Here is a 19,267-nt window from a genome sequence, read left to right on the forward strand (position 1 = left end):
GTGTACCAATGGCAAAGTTGGTTTTAATTCGTCACGGTCAAAGTGAATGGAATGCATTAAATTTATTCAATGGATGGGTTGATACAAAGTTAAGTGACAAGGGAATTGCACAGGCAAAGACGGCTGGTCAATTGTTAGCTAAGGAAGGTATTCAATTCGACCAAGCTTATACGTCAGTATTGACACGTGCAATTACGACATTACACTTGGCGTTGGAAGAAGCAGATCAATTATGGATTCCTGAAGTTAAGTCATGGCGTTTGAATGAACGTCATTATGGTGCTTTGCAAGGATTGAATAAGGCTGATGCAGCAAAGAAATGGGGTGATGAACAAGTTCATCAATGGCGTCGTTCATATGACGTTTTGCCACCATTACTAGAAGAGCAATCAGAAACAATGACCATTGATGGTAAGACGTATCCAGCATTGGATCGTCGTTATTCAGATGTACCTGCAGGTGAATTACCAAAAGGTGAAAACTTGAAAGTTACCTTGGATCGTGTTTTGCCATTTTGGGATTCAGATATTTCAAAGGCATTGAAGGACGGTAAGAATGTTGTTATCGGTGCTCATGGCAACTCATTGCGTGCCCTAGTAAAGCATGTTGAGCAAATCTCAGATGCTGACATTATGGGTGTTGAAATTGCTAATGGTGAGCCATGGGTTTACGACTTGGATGAAGACTTGAACGTTGTTTCAAAGAAGATTTTGAAGCCTGAAGCTTAATCTATAATAATTAATAAACAAACGATTTCATCAATCGTTAAAAAAGCAGGATTTCCTATTTTTGGAAATCCTGTTTTTTTATGTAGCTATGAAAATTGACACAAAGTTAGGAATTAATTAATTTTCTTCAGCAATAAACTTTTCATGTTTGACTTTAATAACCAACTTATATAGTTTTAGCCAATCTGCCATTTCTGGTAAGTTTGCCCAAATGACTTGAGGTTTATCAAAATTTGGGTTGTAAGTATCAGATATATAGATATCCGTTTTATCATCGATATCCTCATACGCCATAATATTGAGATTTGTCAGGGATTGACATTCTTTCAAAACATGTTGTGTTAATAAACGACTTTGATTAAAGTTGACGGCAATATAAACAGTATCCTGAAAAATATTTGCTGGTAGAGCAGTTGAAATATAGATACCAAAAAGATAACGACATTGCTTTTCATCAAGTACCATATTGTCTACTTGAGAAGAATGACTAAGAAGAATATCTGTTAATTGTTGACATAAATGATCAATGCCAGGATGTGATTCTTTATGCCACATCATTGTCTTATCATTCATACAATCTTGCATTGGCACAATTGGTAGGAGAGCGGCAACATTAATTGCGGCTAAATTATCTGCAAAATCTTTAAATTCTTTTATATTAGCTTGATCACCTAATGTTTTTCGAGCAGCTTCTACTTGTAATGCAGTAATTTGTTGTATCTCTTTCGCATTGTTCAATCGATTAATATTTTTATTTGGCAATGAGCCATGGTATAAGACATAAATTAAAATCATGTTGGTGCTTTGAATAGCGAATTCACGAGAAGTATTTAATTTAGACATAATTCGATGAGTAAATTCTTGAACATTTTCAGAAGACTCATAATTTACTAAATAGTATTTCGCAGGAATGCTTCGAACACCGCGAATTAATGAACGTACATAATTAATCATTAATAAATGCATGCAACTACGATATACATCTTCTGGTAATTTAAAATCCCAAATATCCTTTGAAAGAGCGATAAATGGTTCTAAATCATCGACATGGTAATCCGTTAAATAGTCAAAGTAGTTGAAGTAGGTCAATGCATCGAATATTAAAAAACGGATTTGCATTTCATCTAAATGGTCTAGGTTAAGGTCATTGAATAAGCGTTTTCTGATCCTAAAGTAAGTAGCACTACTAATATTTAACTTTTGTTGAAATTGTTCTTCAGGAGTATGCCGTCGCAACATAACATTAAAAATAAAAATTTGAAATGGTATAGATTGATTGGCAATATATGATTTTAGATTGTTAAAAGTAGTGTAACTAATTGTGTTGAAGGTAATGTGTGTTTTGTCAAATACAAGATCCAGTTCAGAAAAATTTGAACTGATTTCTTGTGCTCTTGTGAGGGTAACATCTAATTTATATTTACTAATATCTAATTTTTGCTGTAGTTCAATTAACGATAGTTCATTATTTTCTGATTGAAATAATAACTCGAAGAAAGAAAAAATAAGCGTATTTTCTCGTCCTAAAAATGGTTTGAATTTTTTAAACATGTGCAACTCCAATAATACGTACATTAAAACTAAGTATATTGTTAATCGTAAAATTTTATAACAAAAAAATCTATTATTCCCATAATAAAATAAGAAATTGTTACATAATATCAAATTATTTAATATTTTTTTAAAAAACTGAAATAAGTAATCTAACTATTTTATAAAATTAAAAAAATCGGATAGGCACATCTCATTTTTTAGTAATAAAGTAAACGCAAAACGGAGTTTTTTAATTCCTGTTTTTGATAGTTAATTCCTGTTTTTGATAAATTAGGGGGTAGTCAGTTATGGAGCTGAGAAAAATTGTTCGATTTAAAATGTATAAAGCTGGGAAAAAATGGATGTTCGCAGGTATTGCAACGCTAAGTTTAGGCCTTGGTATTGAAGGGACTACTCAAAGTGTTCATGCGGATGATACGTCAGCTAATCAAAATGATAGTACCCTTGAACAGTCTGCAGCATCAAGTGATGCAACAGCTGGCTTTAAAATAGTCACAAGTAGTGATAACGGCGTTAGTTCAGAGGATACACAAGTCAGTGAATCAAGTAATGTTGCAGCCAGCTTGGCAACGTCTAGTCAAGCAGATAGTGTTGCAGTCAGCTCGGCAACATCTAGTCAAACAGATAGTGTTGATAATAACTCGGCTAGCTCAACAAGTGTGACTAGCAATAGTGCAAGTTCATCAATGGCTGATAGTACAGCAAATACTGCTGCAAGCCAAACGACAACAAATAGTATTGCAACATCAGCTAGTTCAGCAAGTGCCAACGTTGCAACAAGTGATGCAACAGAAAATGAAACAACGGCATCAACTGCTCTTACGTCTGATTCAGGAGCAAGTACGATTGCATCTTCTGCTGCAAATAATGCTAGTAGCGTATTACAAAGTAGTCAGTCAAGCTCGTCGGCAGCGTCATCAGCCGCAAGTACAACTAGCAGTACGTCTGTTGTGAATAATGTAAACAGCGTGACGACACAAGATAATCCGCAATCTGAAAATGCTATTACTGTAAGCACGGCACAACAACTATCAGATGCAATTGCTAAAAGTACGTATAATACGATTTATATTGCTAATAATATTGATATGTCTGATTTAAAAAGTGGTAATTGGATAATAATCTCTAATTCAAGAAGTATTACAATTACCTCGGTAGCAGGCAGTCATTACATTCTTGACATGGATTCTTATTATTTTAGTGATAGTGGTAACGGTATTATTACTATTCAAAATTTGGATATTTTTGGTTGTAGTTATTATGGTGTAATTAGAAGTGCGAAAGAATATCATTTTAGTAATGTTAACTATGTTGGCTCACAGTTTGTTTATTCGCCCAATGCTGATATATATATTCATGATAATGTCACAGTGACGACGGTTGCTCAATATAGTAACGGTATTGATGGCCATTCACAACTAAAAACAACACAAGATTCGAGTGTTAGTCGTGGAAACAATCAACAAGTTATTCAAGGGTCATCGGTTACTTTTACAACTGGTAGTCATTTTATTGCAACAACCAGTAATGGTAATGTTTTGCAACTAACAAATGGTGGTAAAGGTGCTGTTTTGGAAGATGGTGCTATTGTTGATCTATACCCTCATACAAATGCAAATGGTACAGGTGAGGGAGTTCAAAACGGGGCATCCTATGCTATCTTAACGAATGGTAATGTGACATTAGGGAAGAGTGCAAAGTTGAACATTTATTTAAATGTCGACTCGACGGACGCCGGTGCTTCTGGTGCCATTGCCTTAGGAAGTAATGCACAAGTAACAGCAGCAGATAATGCTGAAATTAATATCGTAGCTAATGGTAAATTATTAGCTGAGCCAATTTATTTCAATGGGTCTAATGCATCCATTACGATGGATGCTGGTGCAAAATTTAATTTTCAGGGAAATAATCTGGATAATACAACAAAGAGTATTTTTAGCATCACAAGGAGTAATGCAAACTTTATTATTAATAAAGGGGCATCCTTCAATGTATCCATTGATGGTACAGGAGCAATTGCGATTTTTAATATCTCAAGTGGTGGTCAATTTATTGTCACCGATCCGGCACATTTTGTGATTGACCGCTCAAAAAATACCAATGCGAATAGTTCGGTTATTAATAACGCTAGTTTAACGTTTAATGATGTTCGTGTTAAAGATGGGGATAGTTATACAAACTCAGTTAAGACTTTAACGTTAAACTTTAGCAATGGTAAAGTCACTGTTAGCAGTATTGAGGGTAAGACACAGGATACCGAAAATAGAGTTAATGCATTATTAAATAATCAATCGGTCAATGTTCTTGATTTCATTTCTGCTGGGGATGATGTTGTTATTGACGGTGTGAGATTAAATGATAAGACATTGACTGGAAATCTTGTTGATGGTGTATCTGGTGCTTATATTAATGTTGGTATCAAACATGCGGATGGCACCATTGATAGTCTTGGCACAATTAATCAGTTAACTAGTCCCTATTGGAGGGACGGTAAGTATTATGCAGTCATGACTAATGATGCAGGGCAATTCGTTATTGATTTATCAAGCGTATCGTTGAATAATACTGACACGATTGTCATCTATGCAACCAAGGAATTCTTAGAAGATACAGAAAGTTATAATGTTGGAGACTTAAGACTAGCTAATAAGAAAATCCTTGATAAAGAAGACTTAGTTGCATATGGTAACCAAGCTAAGAATAAAATTGACACAACAATGCCTGGGTTAACAACTGATGAGAAAAAACAATATGAGTCTGATATTGATAGTGAAGTGACTTCTGGGAGTTCAGCTATTGATGCGGCGACAACTGAAAATGATGTTGATACATTGCTAGGTCAATCAAAAACTAATATTGATAATGACGTCACTTTAGCTAATGAACGGAGCGCTGCAAAAATCGCACAAGCTAAGCAAGACATTATTGATACTGCTAGTCAAACTAAGCAAGATATTGACAATGATGCCACATTGACAACGGCAGCAAAGACGCAACAAAAGGCAGATGTAGACCAAGCAGTAACGGCAGCAGATGCAGCAATCGACGCAGCAACAGATGCTGATGGTATTGACCAAGCGGTGACGACAGGCGAGACAGTAATCGCAGCAGCGCACCAAGCTGGACAAGCGCTAACGGATCAAAAGAGTGCAGCAAAGACGGCTATACAAACGGCGGCTGATGCAGCGAAAACCGCAATCGAAAACGACGCCACATTGACAACGGCTGAAAAGACGCAACAAAAGGCGGATGTAGACCAAGCAGTAACGGCAGCAGATGCAGCGATCGAAGCTGCTACGGATGCCGACGGCATTAACCAAGCGGTCACAACAGGTGAAACGGCAATCGCAGCAGCGCACCAAGCTGGACAAGCGCTAACGGATCAAAAGAGTGCAGCAAAGACGGCTATACAAACGGCGGCTGATGCAGCGAAAACCGCAATCGAGAACGATGCCACATTGACAACGGCTGAAAAGACGCAACAAAAGGCGGATGTAGACCAAGCAGTGACGGCAGCAGATGCAGCGATCGAAGCTGCTACGGATGCCGACGGCATTAACCAAGCAGTAACGACGGGTGAGACCGCTATTGCAGCAGCACACAAACCTGGTCAGACAACCGATAACCAAAAGGAAGCAGCCAAGGATGCGATCGAAGCCGCAGCAAATCAAGTCAAGCAAGACATTGACAACGATGCCACGTTGACAACGGCCGAAAAGGCGCAACAAAAGGCGGATGTAGACCAAGCAGTAACGGCAGCAGATGCAGCGATCGAAGCTGCTACGGATGCCGACGGCATTAACCAAGCGGTCACCACCGGTGAAACGGCAATCGCAGCAGTGCACCAAGCTGGACAAGCGCTAACGGATCAAAAGAGTGCAGCAAAGACGGCTATACAAACGGCGGCTGATGCAGCGAAAACCGCAATCGAGAACGATGCCACATTGACAACGGCTGAAAAGACGCAACAAAAGGCGGATGTAGACCAAGCAGTGACGGCAGCAGATGCAGCAATCGAAGCTGCTACGGATGCCGACGGCATTAACCAAGCGGTCACAACAGGTGAAACGGCAATCGCAGCAGCGCACCAAGCTGGACAAGCGCTAACGGATCAAAAGAGTGCAGCAAAGACGGCTATACAAACGGCGGCTGATGCAGCGAAAACCGCAATCGATAATGATGCCACATTGACAACGGCCGAAAAGACGCAACAAAAGGCGGATGTAGACCAAGCAGTAACGGCGGCTAATACAGCGATCGAAGCTGCTACGGATGCCGACGGCATTAACCAAGCAGTCACGACGGGTGAGACCGCTATTGCAGCAGCACACAAACCTGGTCAGACAACCGATAACCAAAAGGAAGCAGCCAAGGATGCGATCGAAGCCGCAGCAAATCAAGTCAAGCAAGACATTGACAATGATGCCACATTGACAACGGCTGAAAAGACGCAACAAAAGGCGGATGTAGACCAAGCAGTGACGGCAGCAGATGCAGCGATCGAAGCTGCTACGGATGCCGACGGCATTAACCAAGCGGTCACAACAGGTGAAACGGCAATCGCAGCAGCGCACCAAGCTGGACAAGCGCTAACGGATCAAAAGAGTGCAGCAAAGACGGCTATACAAACGGCGGCTGATGCAGCGAAAACCGCAATCGATAATGATGCCACATTGACAACGGCCGAAAAGACGCAACAAAAGGCGGATGTAGACCAAGCAGTCACGGCGGCTAATACAGCAATCGAAGCTGCTACGGATGCCGACGGCATTAACCAAGCAGTCACGACGGGTGAGACCGCTATCGCAGCAGCACACAAACCTGGTCAGACAACCGATAACCAAAAGGAAGCAGCCAAGGATGCAATCGAAGCCGCAGCAAATCAAGTCAAGCAAGACATTGACAATGATGCCACATTGACAACGGCCGAAAAGACGCAACAAAAGGTGGATGTAGACCAAGCAGTAACGGCAGCAGATGCAGCAATCGAAGCTGCTACGGATGCCGACGGCATTAACCAAGCAGTCACGACGGGTGAGACCGCTATTGCAGCAGCACACAAACCTGGTCAGACAACCGATAACCAAAAGGAAGCAGCCAAGGATGCGATCGAAGCCGCAGCAAATCAAGTCAAGCAAGACATTGACAACGATGCTACGTTGACAACGGCCGAAAAGACGCAACAAAAGGCGGATGTAGACCAAGCAGTAACGGCGGCTAATACAGCAATTGATGCTGCTACGGATGCCGACGGCATTAACCAAGCAGTAACAACGGGTGAGACCGCTATCGCAGCAGCACACAAACCTGGTCAGACAACCGATAACCAAAAGGAAGCAGCCAAGGATGCGATCGAAGCCGCAGCAAATCAAGTCAAGCAAGACATTGACAACGATGCTACGTTGACAACGGCCGAAAAGACGCAACAAAAGGCGGATGTAGACCAAGCAGTAACGGCGGCTAATACAGCAATCGATGATGCTACGAATGCCGACGGCATTAACCAAGCAGTAACAACAGGTGAAACGGCAATCGCAGCAGCGCACCAAGCTGGACAAGCGCTAACGGATCAAAAGAGTGCAGCAAAGACGGCTATACAAACGGCGGCTGATGCAGCGAAAACCGCAATCGAGAACGATGCCACATTGACAACGGCTGAAAAGACGCAACAAAAGGCGGATGTAGACCAAGCAGTGACGGCAGCAGATGCAGCGATCGAAGCTGCTACGGATGCTGACGGCATTAACCAAGCAGTCACGACGGGTGAGACCGCTATTGCAGCAGCACACAAACCTGGTCAGACAACCGATAACCAAAAGGAAGCAGCCAAGGATGCGATCGAAGCCGCAGCAAATCAAGTCAAGCAAGACATTGACAATGATGCCACATTGACAACGGCCGAAAAGACGCAACAAAAGGCGGATGTAGACCAAGCAGTAACGGCAGCAGATGCAGCAATCGAAGCTGCTACGAATGCCGACGGCATTAACCAAGCGGTCACAACAGGTGAAACGGCAATCGCAGCAGCGCACCAAGCTGGACAAGCGCTAACGGATCAAAAGAGTGCAGCAAAGACGGCTATACAAACGGCGGCTGATGCAGCGAAAACCGCAATCGAGAACGATGCCACATTGACAACGGCTGAAAAGACGCAACAAAAGGCGGATGTAGACCAAGCAGTAACGGCAGCAGATGCAGCGATCGAAGCTGCTACGGATGCCGACGGCATTAACCAAGCGGTCACCACCGGTGAAACGGCAATCGCAGCAGCGCACCAAGCTGGACAAGCGCTAACGGATCAAAAGAGTGCAGCAAAGACGGCTATACAAACGGCGGCTGATGCAGCGAAAACCGCAATCGAGAACGATGCCACATTGACAACGGCTGAAAAGACGCAACAAAAGGCGGATGTAGACCAAGCAGTGACGGCAGCAGATGCAGCAATCGAAGCTGCTACGGATGCCGACGGCATTAACCAAGCGGTCACCACCGGTGAAACGGCAATCGCAGCAGCGCACCAAGCTGGACAAGCGCTAACGGATCAAAAGAGTGCAGCAAAGACGGCTATACAAACGGCGGCTGATGCAGCGAAAACCGCAATCGAGAACGATGCCACATTGACAACGGCTGAAAAGACGCAACAAAAGGCGGATGTAGACCAAGCAGTGACGGCAGCAGATGCAGCGATCGAAGCTGCTACGGATGCTGACGGCATTAACCAAGCAGTCACGACGGGTGAGACCGCTATTGCAGCAGCACACAAACCTGGTCAGACAACCGATAACCAAAAGGAAGCAGCCAAGGATGCGATCGAAGCCGCAGCAAATCAAGTCAAGCAAGACATTGACAATGATGCCACGTTGACAACGGCCGAAAAGACGCAACAAAAGGCGGATGTAGACCAAGCAGTAACGGCGGCTAATACAGCAATCGATGATGCTACGAATGCCGACGGCATTAACCAAGCAGTCACGACGGGTGAGACCGCTATTGCAGCAGCACACAAACCTGGTCAGACAACCGATAACCAAAAGGAAGCAGCCAAGGATGCGATCGAAGCCGCAGCAAATCAAGTCAAGCAAGACATTGACAACGATGCTACGTTGACAACGGCCGAAAAGACGCAACAAAAGGCGGATGTAGACCAAGCAGTAACGGCGGCTAATACAGCAATCGATGATGCTACGAATGCCGACGGCATTAACCAAGCAGTAACAACAGGTGAAACGGCAATCGCAGCAGCGCACCAAGCTGGACAAGCGCTAACGGATCAAAAGAGTGCAGCAAAGACGGCTATACAAACGGCGGCTGATGCAGCGAAAACCGCAATCGAGAACGATGCCACATTGACAACGGCTGAAAAGACGCAACAAAAGGCGGATGTAGACCAAGCAGTGACGGCAGCAGATGCAGCGATCGAAGCTGCTACGGATGCTGACGGCATTAACCAAGCAGTCACGACGGGTGAGACCGCTATTGCAGCAGCACACAAACCTGGTCAGACAACCGATAACCAAAAGGAAGCAGCCAAGGATGCGATCGAAGCCGCAGCAAATCAAGTCAAGCAAGACATTGACAATGATGCCACATTGACAACGGCCGAAAAGACGCAACAAAAGGCGGATGTAGACCAAGCAGTCACGGCGGCTAATACAGCAATCGATGATGCTACGAATGCCGACGGCATTAACCAAGCAGTCACGACGGGTGAGACCGCTATTGCAGCAGCACACAAACCTGGTCAGACAACCGATAACCAAAAGGAAGCAGCCAAGGATGCGATCGAAGCCGCAGCAAATCAAGTCAAGCAAGACATTGACAACGATGCTACGTTGACAACGGCCGAAAAGACGCAACAAAAGGCGGATGTAGACCAAGCAGTAACGGCAGCAGATGCAGCGATCGAAGCTGCTATGAATGCCGACGGCATTAACCAAGCAGTCACGACGGGTGAGACCGCTATTGCAGCAGCACACAAACCTGGTCAGACAACCGATAACCAAAAGGAAGCAGCCAAGGATGCAATCGAAGCCGCAGCAAATCAAGTCAAGCAAGACATTGACAATGATGCCACATTGACAACGGCCGAAAAGACGCAACAAAAGGTGGATGTAGACCAAGCAGTAACGGCAGCAGATGCAGCAATCGAAGCTGCTACGGATGCCGACGGCATTAACCAAGCGGTCACAACAGGTGAAACGGCAATCGCAGCAGCGCACCAAGCTGGACAAGCGCTAACGGATCAAAAGAGTGCAGCAAAGACGGCTATACAAACGGCGGCTGATGCAGCGAAAACCGCAATCGAGAACGATGCCACATTGACAACGGCTGAAAAGACGCAACAAAAGGCGGATGTAGACCAAGCAGTGACGGCGGCTAATACAGCAATCGATGATGCTACGGATGCCGACGGCATTAACCAAGCAGTCACGACGGGTGAGACCGCTATCGCAGCAGCGCACAAACCTGGTCAGACAACCGATAACCAAAAGGAAGCAGCCAAAGATGCGATCGAAGCCGCAGCAAATCAAGTCAAGCAAGACATTGACAACGATGCCACGTTGACAACGGCCGAAAAGACGCAACAAAAGGCGGATGTAGATCAAGCAGTAACGGCGGCTAATACAGCAATCGATGATGCTACGAATGCCGACGGCATTAACCAAGCAGTAACAACAGGTGAAACGGCAATCGCAGCAGCGCACCAAGCTGGACAAGCGCTAACGGATCAAAAGAGTGCAGCAAAGACGGCTATACAAACGGCGGCTGATGCAGCGAAAACCGCAATCGAGAACGATGCCACATTGACAACGGCTGAAAAGACGCAACAAAAGGCGGATGTAGACCAAGCAGTGACGGCAGCAGATGCAGCGATCGAAGCTGCTACGGATGCTGACGGCATTAACCAAGCAGTCACGACGGGTGAGACCGCTATTGCAGCAGCACACAAACCTGGTCAGACAACCGATAACCAAAAGGAAGCAGCCAAGGATGCGATCGAAGCCGCAGCAAATCAAGTCAAGCAAGACATTGACAATGATGCCACATTGACAACGGCCGAAAAGACGCAACAAAAGGCGGATGTAGACCAAGCAGTCACGGCGGCTAATACAGCAATCGATGATGCTACGAATGCCGACGGCATTAACCAAGCAGTCACGACGGGTGAGACCGCTATTGCAGCAGCACACAAACCTGGTCAGACAACCGATAACCAAAAGGAAGCAGCCAAGGATGCGATCGAAGCCGCAGCAAATCAAGTCAAGCAAGACATTGACAACGATGCTACGTTGACAACGGCCGAAAAGACGCAACAAAAGGCGGATGTAGATCAAGCAGTAACGGCGGCTAATACAGCAATCGATGATGCTACGAATGCCGACGGCATTAACCAAGCAGTCACGACGGGTGAGACCGCTATCGCAGCAGCGCACAAACCTGGTCAGACAACCGATAACCAAAAGGAAGCAGCCAAGGATGCGATCGAAGCCGCAGCAAATCAAGTCAAGCAAGACATTGACAATGATGCCACGTTGACAACGGCCGAAAAGACGCAACAAAAGGCGGATGTAGACCAAGCAGTAACGGCGGCTAATACAGCAATCGATGATGCTACGAATGCCGACGGCATTAACCAAGCAGTCACGACGGGTGAGACCGCTATTGCAGCAGCACACAAACCTGGTCAGACAACCGATAACCAAAAGGAAGCAGCCAAGGATGCGATCGAAGCCGCAGCAAATCAAGTCAAGCAAGACATTGACAACGATGCTACGTTGACAACGGCCGAAAAGACGCAACAAAAGGCGGATGTAGACCAAGCAGTAACGGCAGCAGATGCAGCGATCGAAGCTGCTACGAATGCCGACGGCATTAACCAAGCAGTCACGACGGGTGAGACCGCTATTGCAGCAGCACACAAACCTGGTCAGACAACCGATAACCAAAAGGAAGCAGCCAAGGATGCGATCGAAGCCGCAGCAAATCAAGTCAAGCAAGACATTGACAACGATGCTACGTTGACAACGGCCGAAAAGACGCAACAAAAGGCGGATGTAGACCAAGCAGTAACGGCGGCTAATACAGCAATCGATGATGCTACGAATGCCGACGGCATTAACCAAGCAGTAACAACAGGTGAAACGGCAATCGCAGCAGCGCACCAAGCTGGACAAGCGCTAACGGATCAAAAGAGTGCAGCAAAGACGGCTATACAAACGGCGGCTGATGCAGCGAAAACCGCAATCGAGAACGATGCCACATTGACAACGGCTGAAAAGACGCAACAAAAGGCGGATGTAGACCAAGCAGTGACGGCAGCAGATGCAGCGATCGAAGCTGCTACGGATGCTGACGGCATTAACCAAGCAGTCACGACGGGTGAGACCGCTATTGCAGCAGCACACAAACCTGGTCAGACAACCGATAACCAAAAGGAAGCAGCCAAGGATGCGATCGAAGCCGCAGCAAATCAAGTCAAGCAAGACATTGACAATGATGCCACATTGACAACGGCCGAAAAGACGCAACAAAAGGCGGATGTAGACCAAGCAGTCACGGCGGCTAATACAGCAATCGATGATGCTACGAATGCCGACGGCATTAACCAAGCAGTCACGACGGGTGAGACCGCTATTGCAGCAGCACACAAACCTGGTCAGACAACCGATAACCAAAAGGAAGCAGCCAAGGATGCGATCGAAGCCGCAGCAAATCAAGTCAAGCAAGACATTGACAACGATGCTACGTTGACAACGGCCGAAAAGACGCAACAAAAGGCGGATGTAGACCAAGCAGTAACGGCAGCAGATGCAGCGATCGAAGCTGCTACGAATGCCGACGGCATTAACCAAGCAGTCACGACGGGTGAGACCGCTATTGCAGCAGCACACAAACCTGGTCAGACAACCGATAACCAAAAGGAAGCAGCCAAGGATGCGATCGAAGCCGCAGCAAATCAAGTCAAGCAAGACATTGACAACGATGCTACGTTGACAACGGCCGAAAAGACGCAACAAAAGGCGGATGTAGACCAAGCAGTGACGGCAGCAGATGCAGCAATCGAAGCTGCTACGGATGCCGACGGCATTAACCAAGCGGTCACAACAGGTGAAACGGCAATCGCAGCAGCGCACCAAGCTGGACAAGCGCTAACGGATCAAAAGAGTGCAGCAAAGACGGCTATACAAACGGCGGCTGATGCAGCGAAAACCGCAATCGATAATGATGCCACATTGACAACGGCCGAAAAGACGCAACAAAAGGCGGATGTAGACCAAGCAGTCACGGCGGCTAATACAGCAATCGAAGCTGCTACGGATGCCGACGGCATTAACCAAGCAGTCACGACGGGTGAGACCGCTATCGCAGCAGCACACAAACCTGGTCAGACAACCGATAACCAAAAGGAAGCAGCCAAGGATGCAATCGAAGCCGCAGCAAATCAAGTCAAGCAAGACATTGACAATGATGCCACATTGACAACGGCCGAAAAGACGCAACAAAAGGTGGATGTAGACCAAGCAGTAACGGCAGCAGATGCAGCAATCGAAGCTGCTACGGATGCCGACGGCATTAACCAAGCGGTCACAACAGGTGAAACGGCAATCGCAGCAGCGCACCAAGCTGGACAAGCGCTAACGGATCAAAAGAGTGCAGCAAAGACGGCTATACAAACGGCGGCTGATGCAGCGAAAACCGCAATCGAGAACGATGCCACATTGACAACGGCTGAAAAGACGCAACAAAAGGCGGATGTAGACCAAGCAGTGACGGCGGCTAATACAGCAATCGATGATGCTACGGATGCCGACGGCATTAACCAAGCGGTCACAACAGGTGAAACGGCAATCGCAGCAGCGCACCAAGCTGGACAAGCGCTAACGGATCAAAAGAGTGCAGCAAAGACGGCTATACAAACGGCGGCTGATGCAGCGAAAACCGCAATCGATAATGATGCCACATTGACAACGGCCGAAAAGACGCAACAAAAGGCGGATGTAGACCAAGCAGTAACGGCGGCTAATACAGCAATCGATGATGCTACGGATGCCGACGGCATTAACCAAGCAGTCACGACGGGTGAGACCGCTATTGCAGCAGCACACAAACCTGGTCAGACAACCGATAACCAAAAGGAAGCAGCCAAGGATGCGATCGAAGCCGCAGCAAATCAAGTCAAGCAAGACATTGACAACGATGCTACGTTGACAACGGCCGAAAAGACGCAACAAAAGGCGGATGTAGACCAAGCAGTAACGGCGGCTAATACAGCAATCGATGATGCTACGAATGCCGACGGCATTAACCAAGCAGTCACGACGGGTGAGACCGCTATTGCAGCAGCACACAAACCTGGTCAGACAACCGATAACCAAAAGGAAGCAGCCAAGGATGCGATCGAAGCCGCAGCAAATCAAGTCAAGCAAGACATTGACAACGATGCTACGTTGACAACGGCCGAAAAGACGCAACAAAAGGCGGATGTAGACCAAGCAGTCACGGCGGCTAATACAGCAATCGATGATGCTACGGATGCCGACGGCATTAACCAAGCAGTCACAACGGGTGAGGCCGCTATCGCAGCAGCACACAAACCTGGTCAGACAACCGATAACCAAAAGGAAGCAGCCAAGGATGCGATCGAAGCCGCAGCAAATCAAGTCAAGCAAGACATTGACAACGATGCTACGTTGACAACGGCCGAAAAGACGCAACAAAAGGCGGATGTAGACCAAGCAGTCACGGCGGCTAATACAGCAATCGATGATGCTACGAATGCCGACGGCATTAACCAAGCAGTAACAACGGGTGAGACCGCTATCGCAGCAGCACACAAACCTGGTCAGACAACCGATAACCAAAAGAAAGCAGCCAAGGATGCGATCGAAGCCGCAGCAAATCAAGTCAAGCAAGACATTGACAACGATGCCACGTTGACAACGGCCGAAAAGACGCAACAAAAGGCGGATGTAGACCAAGCAGTGACGGCAGCAGATGCAGCGATCGAAGCTGCTACGGATGCCGACGGCATTAACCAAGCGGTCACAACAGGTGAAACGGCAATCGCAGCAGCACACAAACCTGGTCAGACAACCGATAACCAAAAGGAAACAGCCAAGGATGCGATCGAAGCCGCAGCAAATCAAGTCAAGCAAGACATTGACAATGATGCCACATTGACAACGGCCGAAAAGACGCAACAAAAGGCGGATGTAGACCAAGCAGTGACGGCAGCAGATGCAGCGATCGAAGCTGCTACGGATGCCGACGGCATTAACCAAGCAGTCACGACGGGTGAGACCGCTATTGTAGCAGCACACAAACCTGGTCAGACAACCGATAACCAAAAGGAAGCAGCCAAGGATGCGATCGAAGCCGCAGCAAATCAAGTCAAGCAAGACATTGACAATGATGCCACGTTGACAACGGCCGAAAAGACGCAACAAAAGGCGGATGTAGACCAAGCAGTGACGGCAGCAGATGCAGCGATCGAAGCTGCTACGGATGCCGACGGCATTAACCAAGCGGTCACAACAGGTGAAACGGCAATCGCAGCAGCGCACCAAGCTGGACAAGCGCTAACGGATCAAAAGAGTGCAGCAAAGACGGCTATACAAACGGCGGCTGATGCAGCGAAAACCGCAATCGATAATGATGCCACATTGACAACGGCTGAAAAGACGCAACAAAAGGCGGATGTAGACCAAGCAGTGACGGCAGCAGATGCAGCGATCGATGATGCTACGGATGCCGACGGCATTAACCAAGCGGTCACAACAGGTGAAACGGCAATCGCAGCAGCGCACCAAGCTGGACAAGCGCTAACGGATCAAAAGAGTGCAGCAAAGACGGCTATACAAACGGCGGCTGATGCAGCGAAAACCGCAATCGAGAACGATGCCACATTGACAACGGCTGAAAAGACGCAACAAAAGGCGGATGTAGACCAAGCAGTGACGGCAGCAGATGCAGCGATCGATGATGCTACGGATGCCGACGGCATTAACCAAGCAGTAACGACGGGTGAGACCGCTATCGCAGCAGCACACAAACCTGGTCAGACAACCGATAACCAAAAGGAAACAGCCAAGGATGCGATCGAAGCCGCAGCAAATCAAGTCAAGCAAGACATTGACAATGATGCCACATTGACAACGGCCGAAAAGACGCAACAAAAGGCGGATGTAGACCAAGCAGTCACGGCGGCTAATACAGCAATCGATGATGCTACGAATGCCGACGGCATTAACCAAGCAGTAACGACGGGTGAGACCGCTATCGCAGCAGCACACAAACCTGGTCAGACAACCGATAACCAAAAGGAAACAGCCAAGGATGCGATCGAAGCCGCAGCAAATCAAGTCAAGCAAGACATTGACAATGATGCCACATTGACAACGGCCGAAAAGACGCAACAAAAGGCGGATGTAGACCAAGCAGTAACGGCTGCTAATGCGGCAATCGACAATGCCACGGATGCTGACGGCATTAACCAATCGGTAGCCACAGGTGAGACGAATATCGCTAATCAACACCAAGTGGGAATGAGTATTGATAAGCAAAAGAATCTCGCTAAAGAGAAAATTCGTGCAGCAGCTAATGAGACAAAGATAGCGATTGATAACGATCCAACGTTAACGACAAAACAAAAGAATGCTCAAAAAGCAGCTGTAGATCAAGTGGCCTTTATAGCAATTCAAAAAATAGATCGTGTGCAAATCGCTGATGCTATTCAAAAAGTAACAATAGATGGTATTAATGAGATTAAAGCTCAGCACCATGTTGGCCAAATTCTTGATGATCAAAAGAACCAGGCTAAGGAAGATGTTATTGCTGAGGGTGATCACATTAAACACGATATTGATAATGATAGTTCTCTAACAACAGTTGAAAAAGAAAAGCAGAAGCAAGCTGTTGACAGTGCCGTACAACATGCGCTACAAGCAATTAATGAAGCAACAAATGCTGATGAAGTTAATAGAGCATTAAATGAAGGAAAGGAGGAAATTGATAAACAACATGTACCAGGTATGAACAATGGACATGTCACAAATTCAAGTCAATATCCACATACAGATGAGGGGGTAACACCATCTGTTCATGCGACTGATAATGATATGGTAAGTGGCAGAGAACCAGGATCTCATGATAGTGATCATAAGCAACAAGTTCAAAATTCAGAAAATATGACACTACCAAATACAGGTGTTCAAACAACTGATGGCAAGCAAGATATTGTTGTAACGTTACTTGCACTATTAGCTAGTCTATTAGGTGCATTAGGTATAAAAGTTAAGAAACATGAAAGTAAAGATTAATATGTGAGTGAGTTATCACAATCACAATTAATAGTTATATTTTACAAGTGACCAGTCTGATGATAAAAAATCAGACTGGTTTTTTGTTAACAGCATTTAAAAAGAAATCGCTTCTTTTTACGAAAAAATCAATCAATAATATGTTAAGAATTATATGATGAAAAATGTAAAATCGTTATTTCAAAATGGGACAATAAAGGACTGTCTATAAACAATGAAAACGTTTACACTTAAAAGGTGATATTTTTTATTATGTTTACTTAAAAGGAGATTTTATTATGCCATTATTTTGGGTATTAGTGGGCATTGTTTTATTAATTTTACTAATCGTGAAATTTAAATTAAATACATATGTCTCATTATTGGTTACAGCGGTATTTTTAGCTTTGGTATTAGGTATTCCAGTTGATAAAATTGGGCCGGCCATTGAAACAGGAATTGGTGGTCAGCTTGGTCACTTGGCCATTGTCTTTGGGCTAGGATCAATGATTGGTAAATTAGTGTCTGATACTGGTGGTGGTTATCGAATTGCGCATACGTTAATTCAAAAATTTGGTCGGAGACAGATTCAAATCGCAATCATCTTGGCATCATTTATTGTTGGTATCGCTCTATTTTTCGAAGTTGGACTAGTTGTTTTACTACCAATTTTGTTTGTTATTGCAAAAGAGTTGAGTGTGCCATTGCTTTATTTGGGTATTCCAATGGCTGCAACTTTGAATACTGCGCATGCCTTTTTACCACCACATCCAGCTCCAACTGCTGTTGCCGGTGTGTTTAATGCAAGTATTGGTCAAGTATTGATACTAGGTATTATTGTTGCTATTCCAACAATTATTATTTCTGGACCAATTTTTAACATGGTTCTTAAGAAAGTTTATCCAAGTGCTTATCACAAAGAAACACCCAATGTTTTTGGTGAGTTTAAGACATTTAAACTTGAAGAAACACCAGGATTTGGTATCAGTATTTTAACTTCAATGATGCCAGTTATTTTGATTGGTGTGGCAACTATTTTAGATCCGTTTCTGGCTAAAAAATCAATTCTTGGTCAAATAGTTGGCTTTATTGGTAGTCCTGATATGGCAATGTTACTATCACTTATTTTTGCTTTGTTTACAATGGGTGTGCTTCGGGGCATTAAAATGTCAGAAATTGGTAATACCTTAACTGAGTCAATCAAACAAATTGCAATGATGTTACTTATCATTGGTGGTGGTGGCGCACTGAAAGAAGTCCTAATTGAGGGTGGCATTTCAGATTATGTTTCAGCACTATTTGCACATACGTCAATGTCACCAATTATTGCTGCTTGGTTAATCACGGCTGTCTTACGTGTTAGTTTGGGATCTTCAACGGTTTCAGGTATTACAGCTGCTGGTTTGATTGCACCATTGGTTGCTAGTTCTAGTATTAATCCAGCTTTAATTGTACTAGCTATTGGTGCTGGTTCAGTTTTCGCTGATCATGTTAATGATGCTGGCTTTTGGATGATTAAAGAATACTTTGGTCTATCGCTAAAGGAAACGTTGCTATCTTGGACAACATTAACAAGTGTACTATCGGTTGCTGGATTAGGTTCAGTATTGTTGCTATCATTGTTTGTATAATAAAAAATAAAATTTAGACATGTCATACGTAAACGATTTTTAATTATTAAACACT

4 protein-coding genes are annotated in these 19,267 nt (G+C 45.2%); 3 read left to right on the forward strand and 1 reads right to left on the reverse strand.

The window, feature by feature from the left end; translation table 11 throughout:
* Positions 1–8: 8 nt before the first annotated feature.
* Entirely contained in the window at positions 9–728 is a 720-nt protein-coding gene (gene gpmA / locus ACSKY2_RS08800; protein WP_489840114.1) for a 2,3-diphosphoglycerate-dependent phosphoglycerate mutase, read from the forward strand.
* A gap of 117 nt (positions 729–845) precedes the next feature.
* Here gpmA and ACSKY2_RS08805 read toward each other — a convergent pair whose 3' ends face one another.
* Positions 846–2,279, reverse strand: a complete 1,434-nt coding sequence (locus ACSKY2_RS08805) for a hypothetical protein (RefSeq protein ID WP_491737194.1) — start codon at positions 2,277–2,279, stop codon at positions 846–848.
* A 290-nt stretch (positions 2,280–2,569) separates the two neighbouring features.
* Between ACSKY2_RS08805 and ACSKY2_RS08810 the strand changes: the two genes are divergently transcribed.
* Both ACSKY2_RS08810 and ACSKY2_RS08815 read left to right on the forward strand, forming a co-directional pair.
* Positions 2,570–17,602, forward strand: a complete 15,033-nt coding sequence (locus ACSKY2_RS08810; RefSeq protein WP_491737195.1) for a DUF1542 domain-containing protein — start codon at positions 2,570–2,572, stop codon at positions 17,600–17,602.
* Positions 17,603–17,880: 278 nt separating this feature from the next.
* On the forward strand, positions 17,881–19,212 hold the full coding sequence (locus ACSKY2_RS08815) for a gluconate:H+ symporter (RefSeq protein ID WP_489877495.1): 1,332 nt from the start codon (positions 17,881–17,883) through the stop codon (positions 19,210–19,212).
* The last annotated feature ends 55 nt before the right edge of the window (positions 19,213–19,267 follow it).

This window comes from Weissella sp. ESL1156, from assembly GCF_058505625.1.